Genomic DNA, 17866 nt, shown 5'->3' on the forward strand with positions numbered 1-17866 from the left:
TTCCGCGTGCGGCGTCGGCGTGTATCCGGTCACGGCGCACAACGGCCCGTGCGAGGAAAGGACGGCAGATGGAAATGCAACCCCCCGCGACGCAGTTGCGGCCTCCGGGGCAGGACCGCGGCCTGCGGGACGTGTTCGCCAACAGGTTCCTGCTCAAGCTGATCGTGGACAAGGAGATCCAGATCAGGTACCGCGGCACGGTGCTGGGTCTGTTGTGGTCCTACCTCAAGCCGGGCGTGCAGTTCCTGGTGTTCTACATCGCCATGGGCGTGTTCCTGGACCTGAACCGGGGGATCGAGAACTTCGCGGTCTACCTGTTCTCCGGGATCGTGGTGATGAACCTGTTCGGTGAGGTCTTCGGCAACGCATCGCGTTCGGTGGTGGCCAACGGCGGTCTGCTCAAGAAGATCTACCTGCCACGGCAGTTGTTCCCGGTGTCCAACCTGCTGGTCGCGTTCATCCACTTCGTCCCGCAATTGGCCATCCTGCTGCTCGCGTGTCTCGTGACCGGGTGGCGCCCGGACCTCAAACAATTGCTGGCTGTGGTCGTGGGGACGCTGATCATCGCCCTGTTCTCCCTGGCCCTGGGCATGTTGTTCACTACGTTCAACGTGTTCTTCCGGGACGCGGAGAACATCGTGGACCTGATCGTCATGGTCTCCACGTGGGCCTCGCCCGTGCTCTACATGTGGACCATGGTGCGGGAGAAGCTGTGGGACTGGGTGTACTACGTCTACATGGTCAACCCCCTCACGGTGGCCGTGGAACTGTTCCACTACGGGTTCTGGTTCCCTACCACGGATAACCCGCAGATCTGGCACGTCCCGCCCCACCTGATGACGGGCTGGACCCCGTTGGCCATCGTCACCAGCCTGATCCTCTTCGTGATCGCGGACCGGCTCTTCCGGTCCCAAGAGGGCAACTTCGCGCAGGAGCTGTGAATCATGTCTAGTTCAGTCACCCCGCACACCCCCGGGCGCACCGAGGCGGACGTCGCTATCCGGGTCAGGCACATGACCAAGGAGTTCGTGCTGCGCCACACCCGCTCCATGAAGGAGGCCTTCGTGTGGCTCGTGAAGGGCCGCAAGGGGGACCTCACGGCCAAGTTCACGGCACTCAACGACGTCTCGTTCGATGTCTACGACGGTGAGACCGTGGCCCTGCTGGGCTTCAACGGTTCGGGTAAGTCCACGACCCTGAAGATGATCTCCGGGGTCATGAACCCGGACTCGGGGGAGGTGCTCACGCGGGAGCGCGTGGCGGGGCTCATCGAGGTGGGTGCGGGGTTCCACCCGGATCTCACGGGCCGCGACAACGTCTACCTCAACGGCGCCATCCTGGGGATGGACAAGGCGGAGATCGACGAGAAGTTCGACGACATCGTGGCCTTTTCCGAGATCGCCGAGTTCATCGACACCGAGGTCAAGTTCTACAGCTCCGGCATGTACTTGCGCCTCGCGTTCTCCGTGGCCATCCACACGGACCCCGAGGTCTTCCTGGTGGACGAGATCCTCTCCGTGGGGGACGAGCCGTTCCAGAAGAAATGCATCGGTCGGATCAAGGACCTCGTGCGCCGGGGCAAGACCCTCGTGGTGGTCAGCCACGACCTCAACCTCGTGATGGACATCTGCGAGCGCGGCATCGTGATGGACCACGGCAACAAGGTCTTCGACGGCAACGTTTACGGCGCCGTCGCCCACATGCGCAACCAGCCCGAGGAGGAGGTGCGCCGCGAGCACGCGGAAGGCCTCGCGCGCGCCCTCGAGGACAAGCGCCGCAAACGCGAGTGGCAGGCACGCGAGGCCGCCGAGCGTGGCGAAGAGTTCGTGCCCCAGTACGACCCGGACCTGGACGGGCCCCTGGCCGGCTGAGCCCGCCCCCGCTTCCCGACCTTCGGACGACGCCGCCAGATTTCCTGTCTCGCGGCGGCGTCGTCGTGTGCCGGAGGGCCGCTCAGTCGCAACCGGTGATCTCGTACAGCTTGGCCTCGGGACCGGTCTGGGCGATCAACTCGAACCCGTTCTCGGGTGTGAGCTCGGAGTAGCCGCTCGTGTCGAAGTACGCGAACGGGTTGACCTGTTGCGTGCCGAAGTCCAGGACGAACTGTACGTGGTGGCGGCGCAGCGCGGGGCACACCGCGGGATCGGTCGTGAGCTCGTCCAGGTGGTGGACGATCGTGGAGACGTCCTTGTCCGCGATCAGGCCGTTGTGCGGGATCAGCACGTCCACGTCCGCGACCGAGTAGGCCTGGGAGGTCCCGGTCAGGGGATTGCCGTACACCGTGGCTCCCGGGGGAACGTACTCGGGCAGCTCGTTCAGTAGCTGCAGCTCCTCCGGGGTCAGCAACTGGTAGTCGACCCCGCTCGCGTACTCCGTCTTGCCGTACTCCACGATGTCGGTCATGGGTTGCGTCTGGATCAGCATCCACCCGACGACCACGGCGAGCACCCCGCCCACCACGGCCGCGCAGCGGGAACGCACCACGGGCCTGATCCGGGCGGCGGTGTCCCGCACAGCGGAGGAGGCCCGGCGGCTGCGCGCGGCCCGACCGAGGGCCTGGCGCACGTGGGAGACAATCCAGCGCAGGATCGCCACGGCACCCGCGGTGGCGAGCGGCACCGCGACCACGGGGATCAACGCCAGGATCCGGTGGGAGTCGTTGTACCAGACACCGGTCCAGTCGTAGCGGAAGGAGTAGTCCCGCGAGGCGGCCACCAGGACGTACAGCCACACGAGGAACAACCATGCTCCCACCACCCAGCGGGAGGTGTGGCGCAGCAGGCTCCCCGCGCCCACGAGGACCAGCAGGACCAGGACCCACGGCAGGTGGGGGGCGTCCGGGTGCACGGTCGCGAGGGCCTCACCCAGGGCCTGCGCCTCGGTGACGTGGGGCCGCCACGAGGACGCGGTCTGGGAGGCGCGCGCGGCGAACCAGATCTGCTGCAGCACCGCGGGCATCGCCAGGAGACCCACGGCCCCGAGGACCTTGATCCACCACGGGCGGGTCCGGCGCACCGTGCGCCACCACGCGGTCACGAGCATGATCCACAGCAGCGCGAGACCCACCACCACGGTGGAGGGGTGGGCGAGACCCATGGCGCCGGTGACCGCGAGCAGGGTCAGCCACAGGGCGAGTTTCGAGCGCAGGTAGGGCTCCCGGGACAACCCCAGGGCATCCGCGAGCAGACCCAGCCACAGGGGCAGCATGGCGATGGAGAGCGTGTTGGGGTACAGGTTGCCGTAGAAGCTCAGCAGGTACGGGAACGCGGGGAAACTGGATGCCATCAGCCCCGTGGCCACCGCCACGGCGGGACGCGAACCCAGCAGCCGGGTGGTGAAGTACAGGCTCCCCAGCACCCACACCATGCCGCACACGATCATGGTCATGGCATTCGCCGTGAGCGCCACGGGCAGGTCGGCGACCTGGGCCACGAACGCCACTGTGTTGTGCCACGCCGCCGGGTAGAAGCTCGGTTCCACGACGCCCAACCCACCCAGGGTCAGGGAGGACGCGGATCCGGTGTCCTCGATGTAGCGCACCGCGTTGTAGTGGAAGTTCGCGTCGTAGGTCTGAGAGATGGCATCGGGGCGCTGCATGATCAGGTGCAGTCGCTGCACCACGATCCCGATCCCCAGCACCGCACCGCACACCACGGCCACGGCGGGGCTGGTGATCCGTTCCCGCAGCGGGACGGTCCCGGCCCACGGACCGGTGCGGCGGCGTCGTGAGGGCCACAGCACGAGCCACAGGATAACGGCCGCGACCACGAACGCCGCGGACGCCGTGAGTGGGTTCCACGGCACGCCCGCGAAACCGAAGATGACGGCGGAGACGGAGAAGCCGGCCACGGACAGCGGCACCACCGACGCCCATCGGGCGAGCCCCCGCAACCCCAGGGCCACGCTGAGCAGCGTGCCGGGGAGGATCACGAGGAGTGCTACGAGAGCGTACGGGGGAAGTGCTTCTGGCCAGCTCAAGGGATCCATGACTCCAGATGTCAACGGGGCGGGGTACGTGGGAAGTTTAGTGGACGGGGCTGGCGGGGGCTCGTGCACACCCCACAGGGTGCAATCGGGCGGTGCCCGCCCGCCGGGGAAGTCGGAGACGCCAGCGACGATCCCCGCAGACGCACTGCTGGGACGGCGCCGGCACGCCGGTGGCTCGGTCGCGCTATGGAACAATGGTCGGGTGAGTCGAGCGTGGATTGTGATGCCCGTGTACAACGAGGCCCAGGTGGTGGGGGAGGTCCTGGAGAACCTCCGCCGGACGTTCCCGCACGTGGTGTGCGTGGACGACGGCTCCCGTGACGACTCCGCACGGATCTGCCGCGAGGCCGGCGCCGTGGTGGTCCAGCACCCCATCAACCTCGGTCAGGGTGCCGCCCTGCAGACGGGTTTCGAGTACGCCTTGCAGGACCCGGAGATGGACTGCGTGGTCACGTTTGACTCCGACGGCCAGCACCGGGTGATCGACGCGTACGACATGGTTCAGCGCATCCGCTCCGGTGAGGCCGAGGTGGTCCTGGGCTCCCGGTTCCTGGACGACCGCACGCAGGTCTCACCGCTAAAACGCTTCGTATTGCGCACCGCGGCGTTCGTGTCCAAGTTCACGAGCGGGATGGACCTCTCCGACGCCCACAACGGGTTGCGGGCCATCGACCGGGGGACCCTGGGCAAGATCCACCTCAAGCAGAACCGCATGGCCCACGCCTCGGAGATCGTCAACCAGTTCGCGCAGATCCAGCCCCGGTGGGTCGAGCACCCGGTGGAGATCATCTACACGGAGTACTCCAAGGGCAAGGGCCAGTCTCTGCTCAACGGTGTGAACATCCTGACCGAACTGTTCGTGAAGTAGCGGGAGCCCCCACATGACCATCGTGGTCCAGATCGTCCTCATCCTCGCCGTGGCGTACGGTGCGCTCACGCTCGTGCGCGGCGGGGCCAACGCCAAGCACCAGGCGATCCGCCGGCTCGCGGCCGTCGCGTTCTTCGTCTTCGCGGCCATCTCGATCCTGGTCCCGGACCTCGTCACGAGCGTCGCGCGGTTCCTGGGCATCGGCCGTGGTACGGACCTGGTGCTCTACGCGCTCGTGGTGCTGTTCATGGTCACGCAGTACACCACAGCGCAGCACCGCCGTGCGGAGGAGGTCAAGCTCACCCGCATCGCCCGGCACATCGCCATCTCGGAGACCGAGAAGCCCTGGGAGCCCGACGCCGCCCACGGCGAGCGCCGCTCGGTGCGCGCCTTCCGCCGCACCTCGCCGCTGGGTCGGCCGGTGGAGGCGCCATCGTCGGGGTACTCGTCCGGGCACAACGCCGCTGGGCCGGGTTCCGCACAGCAAGAAAATACCGGGCTATAGGCCAGAGGCCCACACCCGGTACATAGTCGTTTTACTCTCCGGAATCGGGCCCAGCGACGCCGGGCTGAGAGGCATGGTCATACATCCTCAAGCCGAGGCACGCAGTCTTCCTCTCGGTCAGGAAATCGGGCACACCACATCGTTTGGCGACAGGGTCTGCGAGTAGGGCCTTGGGCGACCGGGAACCGGCGAGTCCCGCTGTGAGACGTTATTTATCCCGGTCGGATCGCCCCTATGAGTAACCGTTCGAACAACTTCAGGTAGGCCGTCCACGGATCTGCGAACCGTGCCACCGGGTCGGCAGGATCTCGAGCAGCGACGCAGCAGAAGAAACGGAAGTCTCTGTTGGCCAAGACGGTGTCCACGAAGCCCTTGTAAGTATTGAGGGCGCCCTGGGTGAGACCCGTGAGGTGGAACTTGCCGTAGTCATGGGTTCGGTCTCGGTACTTCTGCATGCTGCGCAGAACCCGGGGAGGCTCGGGGTGAAGGAGAAGGCTGACAGCGAAGAATCTGTCTCGGGAGATCGAGCCTGTTTCGTCGAGAAAAGCAAGAGAGGGGGTGGGTCTTAGGCAGAAACAGGTGCTTGGCCACTCTTCCCTCCTTCCATCGGCGGCGTCACCTTAAGGCGGGCGGATCGCACGCTCATTCTCAACTTGCGCCGTTGGCCCCGCACGGAGCTCGTGCTGCAAAGGACCAAGTCTCTCAGTCACGTCGCGGCGACCAGCTCGGCCGGACTAGCGAGTCCTGCCCCATTGGTCGTGATGCCGATCACACTCGATGCAGTTGCATAGTGGGTCGAAACATGACGCCCATGGCCGAGTTCATCGGTGCACGTCAGCGGGATTATCCACAGACCGAGTGCCGTGTCGTGTCGATCAGCTGCGATTTCCCCTAGCGTTCCCTGCAGAGTTGACCAGCCGGTAACGGGTTCGGGGGAATCCCAGGGGGAGTCATGGCCGTAGGGGTCGCCGAGGACGCGATCGGGTTGATCGAGGCGGATGTGCGTGAGCAGATCCGGCGCAGCGGGTTGGATCCGTTGCATGAGGTGGAGCCCACCCGTCAGATCGTGGCCGCTGTGGTGGCGGAGTACGACGTGCGTTCGGCGCGTGCGGGGTTGCCGCGGGTGCAGGACCTTGAGGCTGCCCGTAAGACGGTGCTGGACCTGGTGGCCGGGTACGGTCCGTTGCAGCCGTTCCTGGATGATCCCGAGGTCGAGGAGATCTGGATCAACGGCCCGACCGAGATCTACATCGCCCGCGACGGCGAATCCGAGCTGACGAGTCTCGTGCTGAGCGAGTCACACGTGCGCACCCTCGTGGAGCGCATGCTCAAGTCCTCGGGGCGCCGCCTGGATCTGAGTTCCCCGTTCGTGGACGCCTCCCTGCCGGACGGTTCCCGGTTGCACGTGGTGATCCCGGACGTCACCCGGGCGCATTGGGCGGTGAACATCCGCAAGTTCGTGGCACGGGCCCGCCGTCTGGAGGATCTGGTGGGGTTGGGCTCGCTTACCACCCAGGCCGCGCAGTTCCTGCATGCGGCGGTGGATGCCGGGTTGAACATCCTGGTGTCGGGGGCCACCCAGGCCGGGAAGACCACCCTGCTCAACTGCTTGTGCGCGGCGATCGGCCCGCGGGAGAGGGTGATCACGGTCGAGGAGGTCTTCGAGCTGAAGGTGGCGCTGCGCGACGTCGTCGGCATGCAGTGCCGCCAAGCGAACCTCGAGGGCACGGGCGAGATCCCGCTTCGCCGGCTCGTGAAGGAGGCGCTGCGCATGCGCCCGGACCGGTTGGTCGTGGGGGAGGTGCGCGAGGCCGAGAGCCTGGACATGCTCATCGCGCTGAATGCCGGGCTGCCAGGGATGTGCTCGCTGCACGCCAATTCTGCCCGTGATGCCGTGACCAAGATCTGCACCCTGCCGCTGCTCGCGGGCGAGAACATCAGTAGCGCGTTCGTGGTACCCACCGTGGCCTCGTGCTTCGACCTGGTCGTCCATTGCCACCGCGCGCCCTCGGGTCACCGGTACGTCGCCGAGATCCTGGGCATCGGTAACCGGGTGGAGAACGGCGTCATCGAGACGTACCCGATCTTCCGCTTACAGGACGGTGCCCTGCGCGCGGTGGCCTCGGAGCTGCCCTCGGCCCACAAGTTCACGCGCGCGGGCTATTCTCCGGCGTCGCTGATTCACGACGACGCTCCGGCGAGTACCGCGTCCGACGACGCCGGCCGCATCGCTACGCCCGAGGACAACGCGTCGCGAACGGGGCGGCGAGACCCATGAGTGCGTTGTTCGGAGTACTGCTGGGAACCGGGGTGTTCCTCGTGTGGTGGTCGTGCTGGACCCGGCCACCCGCCGCGCGGACCAAACACACGCGGGCAGGCTACCTCCGCACCCTGTTGTTACGGGCGGATCTCCCGGGCCTGTCACCCGCGGCGTTCATCGGGCTGAGCCTGCTCCTCGCTCTGGTGGCGGGGGTGTTGATCCTGGCGCTGACGTCCGCCGCGGTGTTCGGCCTGTGCGTCTTCCTCGTGACACTGTGCCTCCCGCTGTGGCTCGTCAAACGGCGCGCACGACGCCGCACGGCCGTCCTGCGCGAGGTCTGGCCCGACGTCGTGGACCATTTGCGCTCCGCGATCCGCGCGGGGATGGGCCTGCCCGAAGCCCTGATGCAACTGCAGTACCGGGGACCGGAACCCCTGCGACCCGCGTTCGCCCAGTTCGCGGCCGACTACCGTGCTAGCGGTCAGCTCCACGGGTCGCTGACCATGCTCAAGCAGCGGCTCGCCGATCCCGTGGCGGACAACATCGTGGAGGCGCTGCGCGTGACCCGCGAGGTGGGCGGCACCGATCTGGGGAAGTTGCTGGGCACCCTGTCCGAGTTCCTGCGGGAGAACGAACGAACCCGCAGTGAACTGGAAGCCCGGCAGTCCTGGACCGTGAACGCCGCTCGGCTGTCCGTGGCGGCACCGTGGCTCATCCTCGCGCTCATGGCCACCCAACCCGCAGCGGTCCGCGCCTACAACACGGCCACCGGCGCCGCCGTGCTCCTGGGTGGGCTCGCGATCTCGGTGCTGGCGTACCAGCTCATGCTGCGCCTGGGCGCCTTACCCACCGAGCGGAGAGTGCTGCGATGAACCTCACCGTGCTGTCCGGGGTGCTCGGACTCGTCCTCTCGCTGGGACTGTGGCTCATCCTTGCCGCGGCCAAGGCCGTGGGAGCGCCCAGCTTCGCGGACCGGATCGCCCCGCAACTGCGTGCCGCGGAGCTCTCCGCCGGACTCGGGGACAACCCCTGGCGCTCACGGCGCTCCCGCGGACAGTCCCTGACGGGTGCGGCGGGCAACGCTCTCATGCACTGGATCCTTCAGCGCGCAGCGCCCCTGTTCTCCAACGCGGACGTCCTCGCCCGACGACTCGTGCGGGACGGTTCCCGTAAGGATGTCATGGACTACCGCGCCGAACAGGTGCTCTTCGGTGTGGCCGGAGCGGTCGTGGGCAGCGTGATCGGAACGGCCCTGGTGCTGCGGGCGGACGTGAACATCGCGATCCTCGCCGTGGGTGCCGTCCTCGGCGCGGGGACCGGGGTATGGCTGCGTAACTACCTCTTGAGCCGCAGTATCCAGCGCCGGGAGAAGCGCATGCTCGCCGAGTTCCCCGCCGTGGCGGAGCTCATGGCGCTCGCGGTAGGCGCCGGGGAAAGCACCGTGGGCGCGCTCGAACGGGTGTGCCGGGTCGCGGAGGGAGAGTTGGTCGGGGAATTCCGAGCGGTGCTCGCCCAGACGCGCGCCGGGTCCGGATTGACGACGGCGCTGCAGGACTTCTCGGCGCGCACCGACGTCGTGGCGCTGGGCAGGTTCGTGGACGGCATCGTCGTCGCCATCGAACGGGGCACCCCGCTCGCTGACGTGCTGCGAGCCCAAGCTCAGGACGTGCGGGACCACGACAAACGGGTCCTGATGGAGATCGCCGGCAAGAAAGAGATCGCGATGCTCGTCCCGGTCGTGTTCTTCATCCTGCCGTTGAGCGTGATGTTCGCGGTGTTCCCCGGACTCGCGGTCCTGGACCTGGGGTTCTGACGGATCGGCTTCCGAACCCACTGACGACACAAGGAGAAAATCATGAAACACCTGATGCGCTGTCATGCGGCCACCATGTGGCTGCTGACCGTCTCCCTGCCCGCCCGGCTCGCACCGAGTGATGACCACCCGGATCGGGGGGACGTACCCGGCTGGGTCATGCTTACGCTCATGTCCGCGGTGCTGGTGGCGGGGTTGTTGCTCATCGCCCGGCCCGCCTTGGAGGGGCTGTTCCAGGATGCCATCAACCGCGTCTCGGGCCTCTGACCCCGCGCTCGACCTGGACGCCGGCAACGCGGTGGCCGAATACGTCATGGTCCTCGCGCTCGCGATCGTGCTGTTCGGCCTCATTCTGCAGGTGGGATTCGCGCTGCACGTGCGCAACACCCTGATCGACGCTGCCGCGGCCGGGGCCCGGTACGCGAGCCTCGCGGACCGCACCGACGAGGACGGCATCGCCCGCACGCGCGGGATCATCACCGACACCGTGGGCGCGAGTTATGCGCGGGACATCTCTGTGTCCCGAACCAGCGTGGGGTCACTGCCGGCGGTCGAGATCCGTGTGGTCTCGCCCCTGCCGGTCGTGGCCACGCTGGGCCCGCCGCGCGCGCTGGAGGTGAGTGGGCATGCGGTCGACATGGATTCGTGAGGTCCTCGCGCGGCGCGGTTCCGGGGACGATCCGGACCGGGGGAGCGCGATCGTGGAGTTCATCGGACTGGGCCTGCTATTGCTCGTGCCCGTGATGTACCTGGTGGTCACGGTGGCCCGGGTCCAGGCGGGCTCGCTCGCCGTGGTCGCGGCGGCGGACCAGGCGGCTCAGGCCGTGTCCGTTCTCGAGGCCAAGGACCTCAATCGCGTAAGGGTGCACGACGTCGCCGCCGTCGCGGCCCAGGATCACGGTTTCGACCCGCGGGACCTCGCTGTCACGGTGAGCTGTTCGGACGGGACGTGTGAGACACCCGGTTCGGTGGCCCGGGTCCACGCCACCGTCACCGTGGAACTCCCCATGATGCCGGGGTTCGTCACGGCCAGGATCGCCACGCTGTCCTCGGACGTCACCGTGATCGCGGGGCGGTACTCATGATGCGCGCGATGCTATCCGGCCGCGACGTAATGCGGCCCCTCATCGGTATCCCGACTGCGCAGCTCGACGACCTCGACGGGCCGCGGCCACACGAGTGCCCGGCGCAGGGGACGAGCCAGGACCGCGATGAACCGCATCGTGCGAACCCCGAGGATCCTGACTCCGGACAGACCACGATCGTGCTGATCGGTTTCGCCCTGGTGACTCTGCTCCTGGTGGTCACAGTCATGGCGATCACCAGCGTGTACGTGGGGGAGCGGCAACTTCAATCGCTCGCCGATCGGGCGGCGGGGGCCGCCGCGGATACGTTCACGAACGTGGACCGCTCCGGTTCGGGTCCGCCCACACCCATCCTCACGAACGGGGCGGTGGCCGCCTCGGCCACGAGTTACCTGGGGACCGTGGGGGCTTTCCACGATGTCAGCGGGCTGTCCCTCGCGGCGCCCACGGGATCGGCGGACGGGACGACCGCCCAGGTCACGCTCTCGGCCGTGGTGCATCCGCCGGTGGTCAACGTGTTCATCCCGGCGGGTGTCCCGATCAGCGCCACGGGGGACGCGCGAGCCGTCATGCAGCGGTGATTCACCTCACCCGGTTTGCCGTCTGACCAGAGGTTTCACAGGTGACATGTTGTGTACCGTTGACGCGTCACTTGCGGAGTGACTTTCCGCGATAAGTAAGACCGCCATGACCGATGCTCCGACCACCACGATCGACACCGCACGCGCAACCTCCTGGGCCGTCGTCCAGAACGATGGCGCTCCCTCGGCGTCCGTGGGCCTCCTGATCCTGCGCCTGGCCCCGATGCCCCAAACGGCCCGATGACGGGTGCCGTCACGAGTGACGCTCCGCCATGAGCGAGGCCCCGCTACAAGCGAGGTGTCGCTATGGACCACGCACCGCTAGGAGCACGGCCACGCTACGCGTGATGCACCGCACTGAACGAAGCACCGATATGACGAAGGCACGGCCGGGAGATTCCCGGCCGTGCCTTCGCCACATTGCAGTGGGCGTGACTCAGCGGCGCAGCATACGCAGCAAGCGACGGGCGGTGGCCACCCGGCGGTATGCGGCCACGGGAGGCACCACGCCGATGAGGCGGCGGGTGGCCTGGCGGCGCACGGTGGAGCGCAGCACCTGACGCAGCACGGGGCCCAGGGTGGATCGGGAACGGCTCATGACACGACGACCTTTCGAAGGAGGGGATCAGTACTGTTCATGGTTCCGTGGCAGGACCGCGGAGGTGTCGAACGCTTCTCGCTGGCTCACGGTACCGGTGCGGTCGATCACCGTGACGTGCTGCGCGGAACCGCGCTGCGAACCGCCGGTGATGTCCGCACCCGAATCGGCGACCACGTTGATGAGCTCCACCGTGGGACCCACGTGCACGTCGTCGAGCAGCACGGAGTTGCGCACCACGGCCCCGGCCTCGATCACGCAGTTCTGGCCGATGATCGAGTGTTCCACGGTGCCGGCCACCCGCGCCCCGGGGGCCACGTACGAGCGGGAGACCGCGGCGTCGTCGGTGATGAACGCGGGCGGGGGAGCAACCTGGCCGCTCCAGATGGGCCATGCGGGATCGTCGAGGGTCGCGCCGTCGCCGTCGATCAGCTGCATCTGCGCGGTCCAGTAGGACTGGACGGTCCCGAGATCCATCCAGTACCCCAGGTGCCGGTGCTCGACCACCCGGTGGTGTTCCAGGACGTAGGGGATGAGGTCCTCGCCGTAGTCGCCCAGCTCGCCCAGTTCGGACTGCAGGGTGTCCAGCGCCGACAGCAGCACGTCCGTGGAGAAGAGGAACATCTCACCGGCCACAAGGTTGCCCTTGGGCTCCTCGGGCTTGTACGCGAACTCGGTAACCTGGCCGGCTTCATTGGTGCGTACCACGCTGTAGCGGGAGGGATCCTCGGGGACCTCGGTGGTGACCATGGTCAGATCAGCGCGCTTGGTCAGGTGGGTGTCCACCACGGACCGGAAATCGATCGTGTAGAGGTGGTCCGCGGAGAGCACGAGGACCAGATCCGGGTCCGCCTCACGGATGATCGTGCTCTGGCGGTAGATGGAGTCCGAGTTGCCGCTCGCGAAACCCTCGCCGTGGGACCCCTCGTAAGGCGGCAGGATCTGCAGCCCGCCGTGGGAGCGGTCCAGGTCCCACGGGCGACCGCCGGCCATGTAGGCGTTGAGGTCGTGGGGCAGGTACTGCTGCACCATCCACACGTCCGGGATGTGCGAGTGCGCCAGGTTGGACAGGGACACATCGATCAAGCGGTACGTGCCGCCCACGGGCAACGCGGGCTTGACCACGTAATCGGTCAGGGCGCCCAGTCGAGACCCCTTGCCTCCCGCCAGGATGAGTGCGAGTACGGTGGGGCGTTCCATCGGCGGGCTCCTCAGCAGTGGGGTCGAAGGGAATCCTACCGACTCACGGACCCGGGGGCCATGACGTAAAGTGATGTGTCATGGCCTCCATTGACTACGCTGCAGAAATCCGTGCCCTCCGAGCCACCTACGACTCCGTGGCGGCGGTCAGCGACGTCGAGTCCATGAAGAAGCAGATCGTCGTCCTGTCCGAGCAGGCCGCGGCCCCGGACCTGTGGGACAACCCGGACGAGGCCCAAAAGGTCACCTCGCAGCTCTCGCACCAGCAGAGCAAGCTGGACCGGCTCCGGAAGATCTCCGGGCGCATCGACGACCTCGAGGTCATGGTGGAACTCGCGGAGGAAGAGGACGATCAGGACACCCGGGACGCCGCCGCGGAGGAACTCGAGTCCATCCGCAAGGCGCTGTCCGAACTGGAGATCCAGACCCTGCTGGCCGGCGAGTACGACGAACGCGAGGCCGTGGTCACCATCCGCTCGGGCGCCGGTGGTGTGGACGCCGCGGACTTCGCGGAGATCCTCATGCGCATGTACCTGCGCTGGGCGGAGCGCCACGGGTACCCCACCAAGGTCCTGGACACCTCCTACGCGGAAGAGGCGGGTCTGAAGTCGGCCACGTTCGAGGTCAAGGCGCCCTACGCGTTCGGGACCCTGTCCGTGGAGGCGGGTACGCACCGGCTCGTGCGGATCTCTCCGTTCGACAACCAGGGGCGGCGCCAGACGTCCTTCGCCGCGGTGGAGGTCATCCCGCTCATCGAGTCCGACGACACGATCGAGATCCCGGAGTCCGAGCTGAAGGTGGACGTGTTCCGCTCCTCGGGTCCCGGTGGTCAGTCCGTGAACACGACCGACTCCGCGGTGCGCATGACCCACATCCCCACGGGCATCGTGGTGTCCATGCAGAACGAGAAGTCGCAGATCCAGAACCGCGCGGCCGCGCTGCGCGTGCTGCAGTCCCGCTTACTGCTGTTGCGCCAGCAGGAAGCGGACGCCAAGAAGAAGGAGATGGCGGGGGACGTGAAGGCATCCTGGGGTGACCAGATGCGCTCGTACGTACTCAATCCCTACCAGATGGTCAAGGATCTGCGCACCAACTACGAAGAGGGCAATCCCAGTTCCGTGTTCGACGGCGGGATCGACTCGTTCATCGACGAAGGCATTCGCTGGCGCGCGGACGCCCGCCAGCACGACGAGGACTAAGGGTTCCACGCCGCACGACGACGCCGCCCCGCCCGGCAGGTGCCCCGCGCACCCCGGGCCGGGACACCGGCGTCGTCCCCGGCGGGACCCGGTGAAGGAAGAACAGGCCGATGGCCAAGAAGAACGCTGATGACGGCCGCCAGATCGTGGCCAACAACAAGAAGGCGCGCCACGACTACAACATCTACGACACCTATGAGGCCGGATTGGCGCTCATGGGGACCGAGGTGAAGTCGCTGCGCATGGGGCGGGCGTCCCTGGTGGACGCGTTCTGCCAGTTCGACAACCGCGGCGAGCTGTGGCTCGAACACGCCCACATCCCGGAGTATCTGCAGGGCTCGTGGACCAACCATTCCGCGCGGCGGCGGCGCAAGCTGCTGTTGCACCGCTCCGAGCTGGATAAGATCGCGGGCAAGACGCGCGAAGCCGGTTACACCATCATTCCGCTGTCCCTGTACTTCGTGCACGGCAAGCGCGTAAAGGTGGAGATCGCGGTGGCCCGCGGCAAGCGCGAGTACGACAAGCGTCAGACCCTGCGCGAGAAGCAGGACAACCGCGAGGCCCAGCGCGCCATGCGCTACCGCAACATGCGCGGTTGAGCCCCTCGACTCACGGCGTCCCGGCCGGTACCTCCAGTGCGAGGTGCCGGCCGGTCCAGTTCCGGCGCAACCAGCGGTCGTGGGAGGCCACGAGCACGGTCCCCGGGTAGCGGGGCACCGCCGCCTCGAGCTGCGTGGCGAGCATGAGTGAGAAGTGGTTGGTGGGCTCGTCCAGCAACAACACGTGCGGCGGGTCCGCGAGCAGCACCGCCAGGGCGAGCCGACGCCGCTGCCCCACGCTGAGCTCACCGACCCGCCGGTTCTCGTCCCGCCCGGCCAGCAGGCCGAACGTCCCGAGGGGAACGGTCTCCGCGCGACTCTCTCCCACGAGCTCATGGTAGATGTGGGCCGCCGTGCGCTCCGGGTCGGCGCCGGGCAGTGTGGCGTCCTGGTCCAATAACCCCACGCGTACGCCGGGTGCGACGTGCACGGAACCGCGCGTGGGTTCCAGTCTCCGGGCGAACAGGCTCAGCAGGGTGGATTTGCCCACGCCATTGGAACCCGTGATGAGCCACGACTCACCCGCGCTCACGGCCAGGGATACGGGTGCCATCCGTCCCGCGACCTCGGCCGCGGAGGCGGTCAGTACCGGACCCGTGCGGTGCAGTGCGGCCTCCGATCCAGTCAAACCCGCGGTGAGTCCCTGGAAGTACAGCTCGCGGGGTGGCTTGCGGATCTGCTCGTTTTCGACGGTGGCCAGGCGGGTCCGCGCGTCGTTGACCCGTCGGGAGACCACCGTGGCGTTGCGGTCCGCGTAGAACTTCTTCGCCGCACGACCCTCCGTCTTGGGGGACCGGTCGCTGTGGCCCACGGTCTGCTGTTCCCGCACGGCCGCGCGGAGCTTCTTCAGTTGCGCCTGTTCGTCCCGATACGTGCGTTCCCAGCGCTCGCGGGTATCCATGCGGGCGAGCACGTACTGGGAATAGGTGCCGCCGAAGCGGGTCACGCCGATGCCCGTCCCGGTGCCGTCACCCACGAGATCGGAGGTGACGGCATGCGGTCGGGGTGCGGGGTCCAGGTCCACGAGCGAGGTCACGGCGGTGTCCAGGAATGCGCGGTCATGGCTCGCCAGCAGCACCGGTCCGTGCCACGACCGCAGGGTCGCGCGCAGGAATTCCGTGGCGGCGTCGTCCAGGTGGTTCGTGGGTTCGTCGAGCAGCAACACGTCCGGGGTGGAGAGCAGCAGCCAGGCCAAGGACAGTCGTGAGCGCTGTCCGCCGGACAGGGCACCCGTGGGCCGGTCACGACCCACGCCTCCCAGGCCGAGCCCGCCCAGAGTGACGTCGATGCGGGTGTCCACGTCCCACGCGCCGATCCGTTCGGCAGTGTCCAGGGCGGCGGCGTACGCGGTGGCTGCGCCCTCGTCCTCCGGGGCGCGGGCGAGGGCGTCAGCTGCGCGGTCGACGACGGATGCTGCGTCCCGCACGGTCCGCACCGCCGCCTCCACCGCCTGGGCCACGGTGTCGTGCGGCGCGAAGGGGGGTTCTTGGTGCAGCAGGCCCACGCGCAGCGAATCGCCGGGGCCGACGGCGCGGACCTCACCGGTGTCGGGCGCGCGCAGGCCCGCCATGATGCGCAGCAGGGTGCTCTTGCCGGAACCGTTCTCTCCGATCAGACCCGTGGGATCACCCGCGGTCACGGAGAAGCTGATGTCCGTGAGCACCCGGTGGGAGCCGTAGGAGGCGGAGATGCCGGACACGCGGATGTGCGCGGCCGTATTAGGGGTGGCGGGAGAATGCGGGGGATGAGCCATGGGTGTCCTCGGATAGCCGGGGTCCCCGCCGGGCAGCGGCCACGGGCGCGGGGAGGTCGAATGGCTCATCGGAACATGCGTTACACCCTAGGGCATCCCGCGGGGGAGGGCCAGGGTAGGGCAGCACGGGTGGAGCCGGCCGCGGTCCGAGGAGCCCGGTCCGCGGCCCCTGCCGATTTGACGGTGTGGCTAGGGCGGGCGTAATCTGATGTGTCCATGAGCGGGCGAGTCACTGAGATCCGTCGGCACATGGAAGCTCATTGAAAAATGAATACGGGGATGATCGGTTTCGACGATGTGAGTTGAGACAGGGGAAGCGGGTCGAGGACGCAGAGTTATCTCGTAAACGCTCTCTGTAAAACAATAAGTGCCAAATCCAAGCGCACTGACTTCGCTCTCGCTGCGTAAGTAGCGACAGCAGTCTGGCAGCCCAGGTTCACCTTCGACCTGGATCCTGCCATCAGCTAGAAGGTCACTGCTGCGGACGCAGGTTACGGGCGTTCGTGGGACTCTTACGTAACTGAGTTCGGCGGTCACTCGTGTGCGAGATGACCGGAACTGAGAAACCTGTAAGCACACTGCACCCGGAGAAGCCCTGACAATGCTGCATCGGACGGGGGTTCAATTCCCCCCATCTCCACTGTCGTCCTGTCCCAGGACGTGAGAAGACCCTGAACCAATGGTTCAGGGTCTTTTTGTTTGCCTGAGCCCGGGAACATCTGAGTCCCGAAAAAGCACGCGGCCGATGGCTCCGAGTGCGTTATCGGGACATATTTGTGTCCAGGGGTCCGCGTTCGGAGGGGCAAGCACGGGAGCCCGGCGGACCCGAGGCCCATGTCCGCATGCGTGCCCGACCGGCGGGAGTCCTCGGGCCTAGGGTGGAGGCAGGACGGACCCCACGGTCCCCAGTCCTTCGGCACGCGTTCACCGTGCGGGTGGAAGTGGCCGCACCCCTGACCGTGGGCCGGACCGCCGCCGGAACACGCAGGGTCGCACCGATCACCGGCGGCGCAGTGACCGGTTCTCGCGGCTCCGCGCGTGTGCTGCCCGTGGGAGCCGATTACCAAGTGGTTGGTACCGAGATCCCCTGGCTCGAGGCCAAGTACGTCCTGGAACTCGCCGAGGGTCACCCGGTCTATGTGGACAACCGTGCGATGCGGGTGGCCAGCGCGGAGGACTCCCGGGCCATCGCTCAGGGGATCCCGGTGGACCCACAGCGGGTGTACTTCCGATGCGCGCCCGTGCTCACCGCGGACGAGGACGGGCCGTGTGCGTGGCTCAACCGCACCGTGTTCGTGGGATCGGGGGAGCTGGACCCGGACTGTGTCCGCCTGGAGATCTCTGCGGTGCAGTGAGGCGTGGAGAAGTGCGGTGAGGTGGGCCGACCTTCCCTGGGGGCGGGGGTCCCTGGCAGGGAC

The 17866-nt window shown here is 67.4% G+C and carries 19 protein-coding genes and 1 other RNA gene; 16 read left to right on the forward strand and 4 right to left on the reverse strand.

Features of this window, described 5'->3' with window-relative positions:
* Positions 1-68: 68 nt before the first annotated feature.
* Both HBK84_RS04755 and HBK84_RS04760 read left to right on the forward strand, forming a co-directional pair.
* Positions 69-941, forward strand: coding sequence for an ABC transporter permease (locus HBK84_RS04755; RefSeq protein ID WP_098053988.1), 873 nt, complete (start codon positions 69-71; stop codon positions 939-941).
* A 3-nt stretch (positions 942-944) separates the two neighbouring features.
* The gene (locus HBK84_RS04760; RefSeq protein ID WP_167318330.1) at positions 945-1871 is read left to right on the forward strand and encodes an ABC transporter ATP-binding protein; all 927 of its coding nucleotides are present in this window, start codon (positions 945-947) and stop codon (positions 1869-1871) included.
* An 82-nt stretch (positions 1872-1953) separates the two neighbouring features.
* On the opposite strand, the gene HBK84_RS04765 is transcribed toward HBK84_RS04760, so the two are convergent.
* A complete protein-coding gene (locus tag HBK84_RS04765) occupies positions 1954-3978 on the reverse strand; it encodes a DUF6541 family protein (protein WP_370520602.1) in 2025 nt (674 codons plus the stop codon).
* Between the two features lie 211 nt (positions 3979-4189).
* Between HBK84_RS04765 and HBK84_RS04770 the strand changes: the two genes are divergently transcribed.
* From HBK84_RS04770 to HBK84_RS04815, 10 genes are all read left to right on the forward strand, one after another.
* Entirely contained in the window at positions 4190-4855 is a 666-nt protein-coding gene (locus HBK84_RS04770; protein WP_183085827.1) for a glycosyltransferase family 2 protein, read from the forward strand.
* 13 nt (positions 4856-4868) lie between these two features.
* Positions 4869-5360 (forward strand): DUF2304 domain-containing protein, encoded by a 492-nt coding sequence (locus HBK84_RS04775; protein WP_035965258.1) that lies wholly within the window; start codon positions 4869-4871, stop codon positions 5358-5360.
* Positions 5361-6312: 952 nt separating this feature from the next.
* Entirely contained in the window at positions 6313-7638 is a 1326-nt protein-coding gene (locus HBK84_RS04780) for a CpaF family protein (RefSeq protein ID WP_240919105.1), read from the forward strand.
* Entirely contained in the window at positions 7635-8492 is an 858-nt protein-coding gene (locus tag HBK84_RS04785) for a type II secretion system F family protein (protein WP_085107572.1), read from the forward strand. The genes HBK84_RS04780 and HBK84_RS04785 overlap by 4 nt, the downstream gene beginning before the upstream one ends.
* Positions 8489-9433 (forward strand): type II secretion system F family protein, encoded by a 945-nt coding sequence (locus tag HBK84_RS04790; protein ID WP_144930667.1) that lies wholly within the window; start codon positions 8489-8491, stop codon positions 9431-9433. Before HBK84_RS04785 ends, HBK84_RS04790 begins: the two co-directional genes overlap by 4 nt.
* A gap of 42 nt (positions 9434-9475) precedes the next feature.
* Positions 9476-9700 carry a hypothetical protein gene (locus HBK84_RS04795; protein WP_167318332.1) on the forward strand — a complete coding sequence of 75 codons (225 nt, stop codon included), beginning with the start codon at positions 9476-9478 and terminating at the stop codon, positions 9698-9700.
* Positions 9672-10082, forward strand: coding sequence for a TadE/TadG family type IV pilus assembly protein (locus HBK84_RS04800; protein WP_240505730.1), 411 nt, complete (start codon positions 9672-9674; stop codon positions 10080-10082). The genes HBK84_RS04795 and HBK84_RS04800 overlap by 29 nt, the downstream gene beginning before the upstream one ends.
* The gene (locus tag HBK84_RS04805) at positions 10060-10518 is read left to right on the forward strand and encodes a hypothetical protein (protein WP_240505729.1); all 459 of its coding nucleotides are present in this window, start codon (positions 10060-10062) and stop codon (positions 10516-10518) included. Before HBK84_RS04800 ends, HBK84_RS04805 begins: the two co-directional genes overlap by 23 nt.
* Before the next feature lie 29 nt (positions 10519-10547).
* A complete protein-coding gene (locus tag HBK84_RS04810; RefSeq protein WP_085107564.1) occupies positions 10548-11099 on the forward strand; it encodes a pilus assembly protein TadG-related protein in 552 nt (183 codons plus the stop codon).
* 106 nt (positions 11100-11205) lie between these two features.
* The gene (locus HBK84_RS04815) at positions 11206-11343 is read left to right on the forward strand and encodes a hypothetical protein (protein ID WP_159450050.1); all 138 of its coding nucleotides are present in this window, start codon (positions 11206-11208) and stop codon (positions 11341-11343) included.
* Between the two features lie 192 nt (positions 11344-11535).
* Here the strand turns inward: HBK84_RS04815 and HBK84_RS04820 are convergent, their stop codons facing one another.
* Both HBK84_RS04820 and HBK84_RS04825 read right to left on the reverse strand, forming a co-directional pair.
* Positions 11536-11697 carry a hypothetical protein gene (locus tag HBK84_RS04820; protein ID WP_156523380.1) on the reverse strand — a complete coding sequence of 54 codons (162 nt, stop codon included), beginning with the start codon at positions 11695-11697 and terminating at the stop codon, positions 11536-11538.
* Positions 11698-11724: 27 nt separating this feature from the next.
* Positions 11725-12897, reverse strand: a complete 1173-nt coding sequence (locus HBK84_RS04825) for a glucose-1-phosphate adenylyltransferase family protein (protein WP_064845827.1) — start codon at positions 12895-12897, stop codon at positions 11725-11727.
* Between the two features lie 80 nt (positions 12898-12977).
* On the opposite strand from HBK84_RS04825, the gene prfB reads away from it, so the two are divergent.
* Together prfB and smpB are read left to right on the forward strand one after the other, a co-directional pair.
* Entirely contained in the window at positions 12978-14096 is a 1119-nt protein-coding gene (prfB, locus tag HBK84_RS04830) for a peptide chain release factor 2 (protein ID WP_085106374.1), read from the forward strand.
* A 110-nt stretch (positions 14097-14206) separates the two neighbouring features.
* Positions 14207-14695, forward strand: coding sequence for an SsrA-binding protein SmpB (gene smpB / locus HBK84_RS04835; RefSeq protein WP_055085472.1), 489 nt, complete (start codon positions 14207-14209; stop codon positions 14693-14695).
* A 10-nt stretch (positions 14696-14705) separates the two neighbouring features.
* On the opposite strand, the gene HBK84_RS04840 is transcribed toward smpB, so the two are convergent.
* Positions 14706-16448: an ABC-F family ATP-binding cassette domain-containing protein gene (locus HBK84_RS04840; protein WP_167318333.1), complete on the reverse strand. Its 1743-nt coding sequence runs from the start codon at positions 16446-16448 to the stop codon at positions 14706-14708.
* A gap of 275 nt (positions 16449-16723) precedes the next feature.
* On the opposite strand from HBK84_RS04840, the gene ssrA reads away from it, so the two are divergent.
* Together ssrA and HBK84_RS04850 are read left to right on the forward strand one after the other, a co-directional pair.
* Positions 16724-17091, forward strand: a transfer-messenger RNA (tmRNA) gene (ssrA, locus tag HBK84_RS04845).
* 199 nt (positions 17092-17290) lie between these two features.
* Positions 17291-17803: a DUF3237 family protein gene (locus HBK84_RS04850; RefSeq protein ID WP_167318334.1), complete on the forward strand. Its 513-nt coding sequence runs from the start codon at positions 17291-17293 to the stop codon at positions 17801-17803.
* The last annotated feature ends 63 nt before the right edge of the window (positions 17804-17866 follow it).

The organism is Kocuria sp. KD4 (genome assembly GCF_011769905.1).
Taxonomy (GTDB): Bacteria; Actinomycetota; Actinomycetes; order Actinomycetales; family Micrococcaceae; genus Kocuria; species Kocuria marina.

Excerpts from the sequence above, each read along its gene's own strand:
- HBK84_RS04785 (WP_085107572.1), top strand. The coding sequence starts at position 7,635 with ATGAGTGCGTTGTTCGGAGTACTGCTGGGAACCGGGGTGTTCCTCGTG.
- HBK84_RS04825 (WP_064845827.1), bottom strand. The coding sequence starts at position 12,897 with ATGGAACGCCCCACCGTACTCGCACTCATCCTGGCGGGAGGCAAGGGG.
- HBK84_RS04755 (WP_098053988.1), top strand. The coding sequence starts at position 69 with ATGGAAATGCAACCCCCCGCGACGCAGTTGCGGCCTCCGGGGCAGGAC.
- HBK84_RS04780 (WP_240919105.1), top strand. The coding sequence starts at position 6,313 with ATGGCCGTAGGGGTCGCCGAGGACGCGATCGGGTTGATCGAGGCGGAT.
- HBK84_RS04840 (WP_167318333.1), bottom strand. The coding sequence starts at position 16,448 with ATGGCTCATCCCCCGCATTCTCCCGCCACCCCTAATACGGCCGCGCAC.
- HBK84_RS04815 (WP_159450050.1), top strand. The coding sequence starts at position 11,206 with ATGACCGATGCTCCGACCACCACGATCGACACCGCACGCGCAACCTCC.
- HBK84_RS04810 (WP_085107564.1), top strand. The coding sequence starts at position 10,548 with ATGCGGCCCCTCATCGGTATCCCGACTGCGCAGCTCGACGACCTCGAC.
- HBK84_RS04805 (WP_240505729.1), top strand. The coding sequence starts at position 10,060 with ATGCGGTCGACATGGATTCGTGAGGTCCTCGCGCGGCGCGGTTCCGGG.
- HBK84_RS04820 (WP_156523380.1), bottom strand. The coding sequence starts at position 11,697 with ATGAGCCGTTCCCGATCCACCCTGGGCCCCGTGCTGCGTCAGGTGCTG.
- HBK84_RS04800 (WP_240505730.1), top strand. The coding sequence starts at position 9,672 with ATGCCATCAACCGCGTCTCGGGCCTCTGACCCCGCGCTCGACCTGGAC.
- HBK84_RS04795 (WP_167318332.1), top strand. The coding sequence starts at position 9,476 with ATGAAACACCTGATGCGCTGTCATGCGGCCACCATGTGGCTGCTGACC.
- prfB (WP_085106374.1), top strand. The coding sequence starts at position 12,978 with ATGGCCTCCATTGACTACGCTGCAGAAATCCGTGCCCTCCGAGCCACC.
- HBK84_RS04775 (WP_035965258.1), top strand. The coding sequence starts at position 4,869 with ATGACCATCGTGGTCCAGATCGTCCTCATCCTCGCCGTGGCGTACGGT.
- HBK84_RS04790 (WP_144930667.1), top strand. The coding sequence starts at position 8,489 with ATGAACCTCACCGTGCTGTCCGGGGTGCTCGGACTCGTCCTCTCGCTG.
- HBK84_RS04850 (WP_167318334.1), top strand. The coding sequence starts at position 17,291 with ATGCGTGCCCGACCGGCGGGAGTCCTCGGGCCTAGGGTGGAGGCAGGA.
- smpB (WP_055085472.1), top strand. The coding sequence starts at position 14,207 with ATGGCCAAGAAGAACGCTGATGACGGCCGCCAGATCGTGGCCAACAAC.
- HBK84_RS04760 (WP_167318330.1), top strand. The coding sequence starts at position 945 with ATGTCTAGTTCAGTCACCCCGCACACCCCCGGGCGCACCGAGGCGGAC.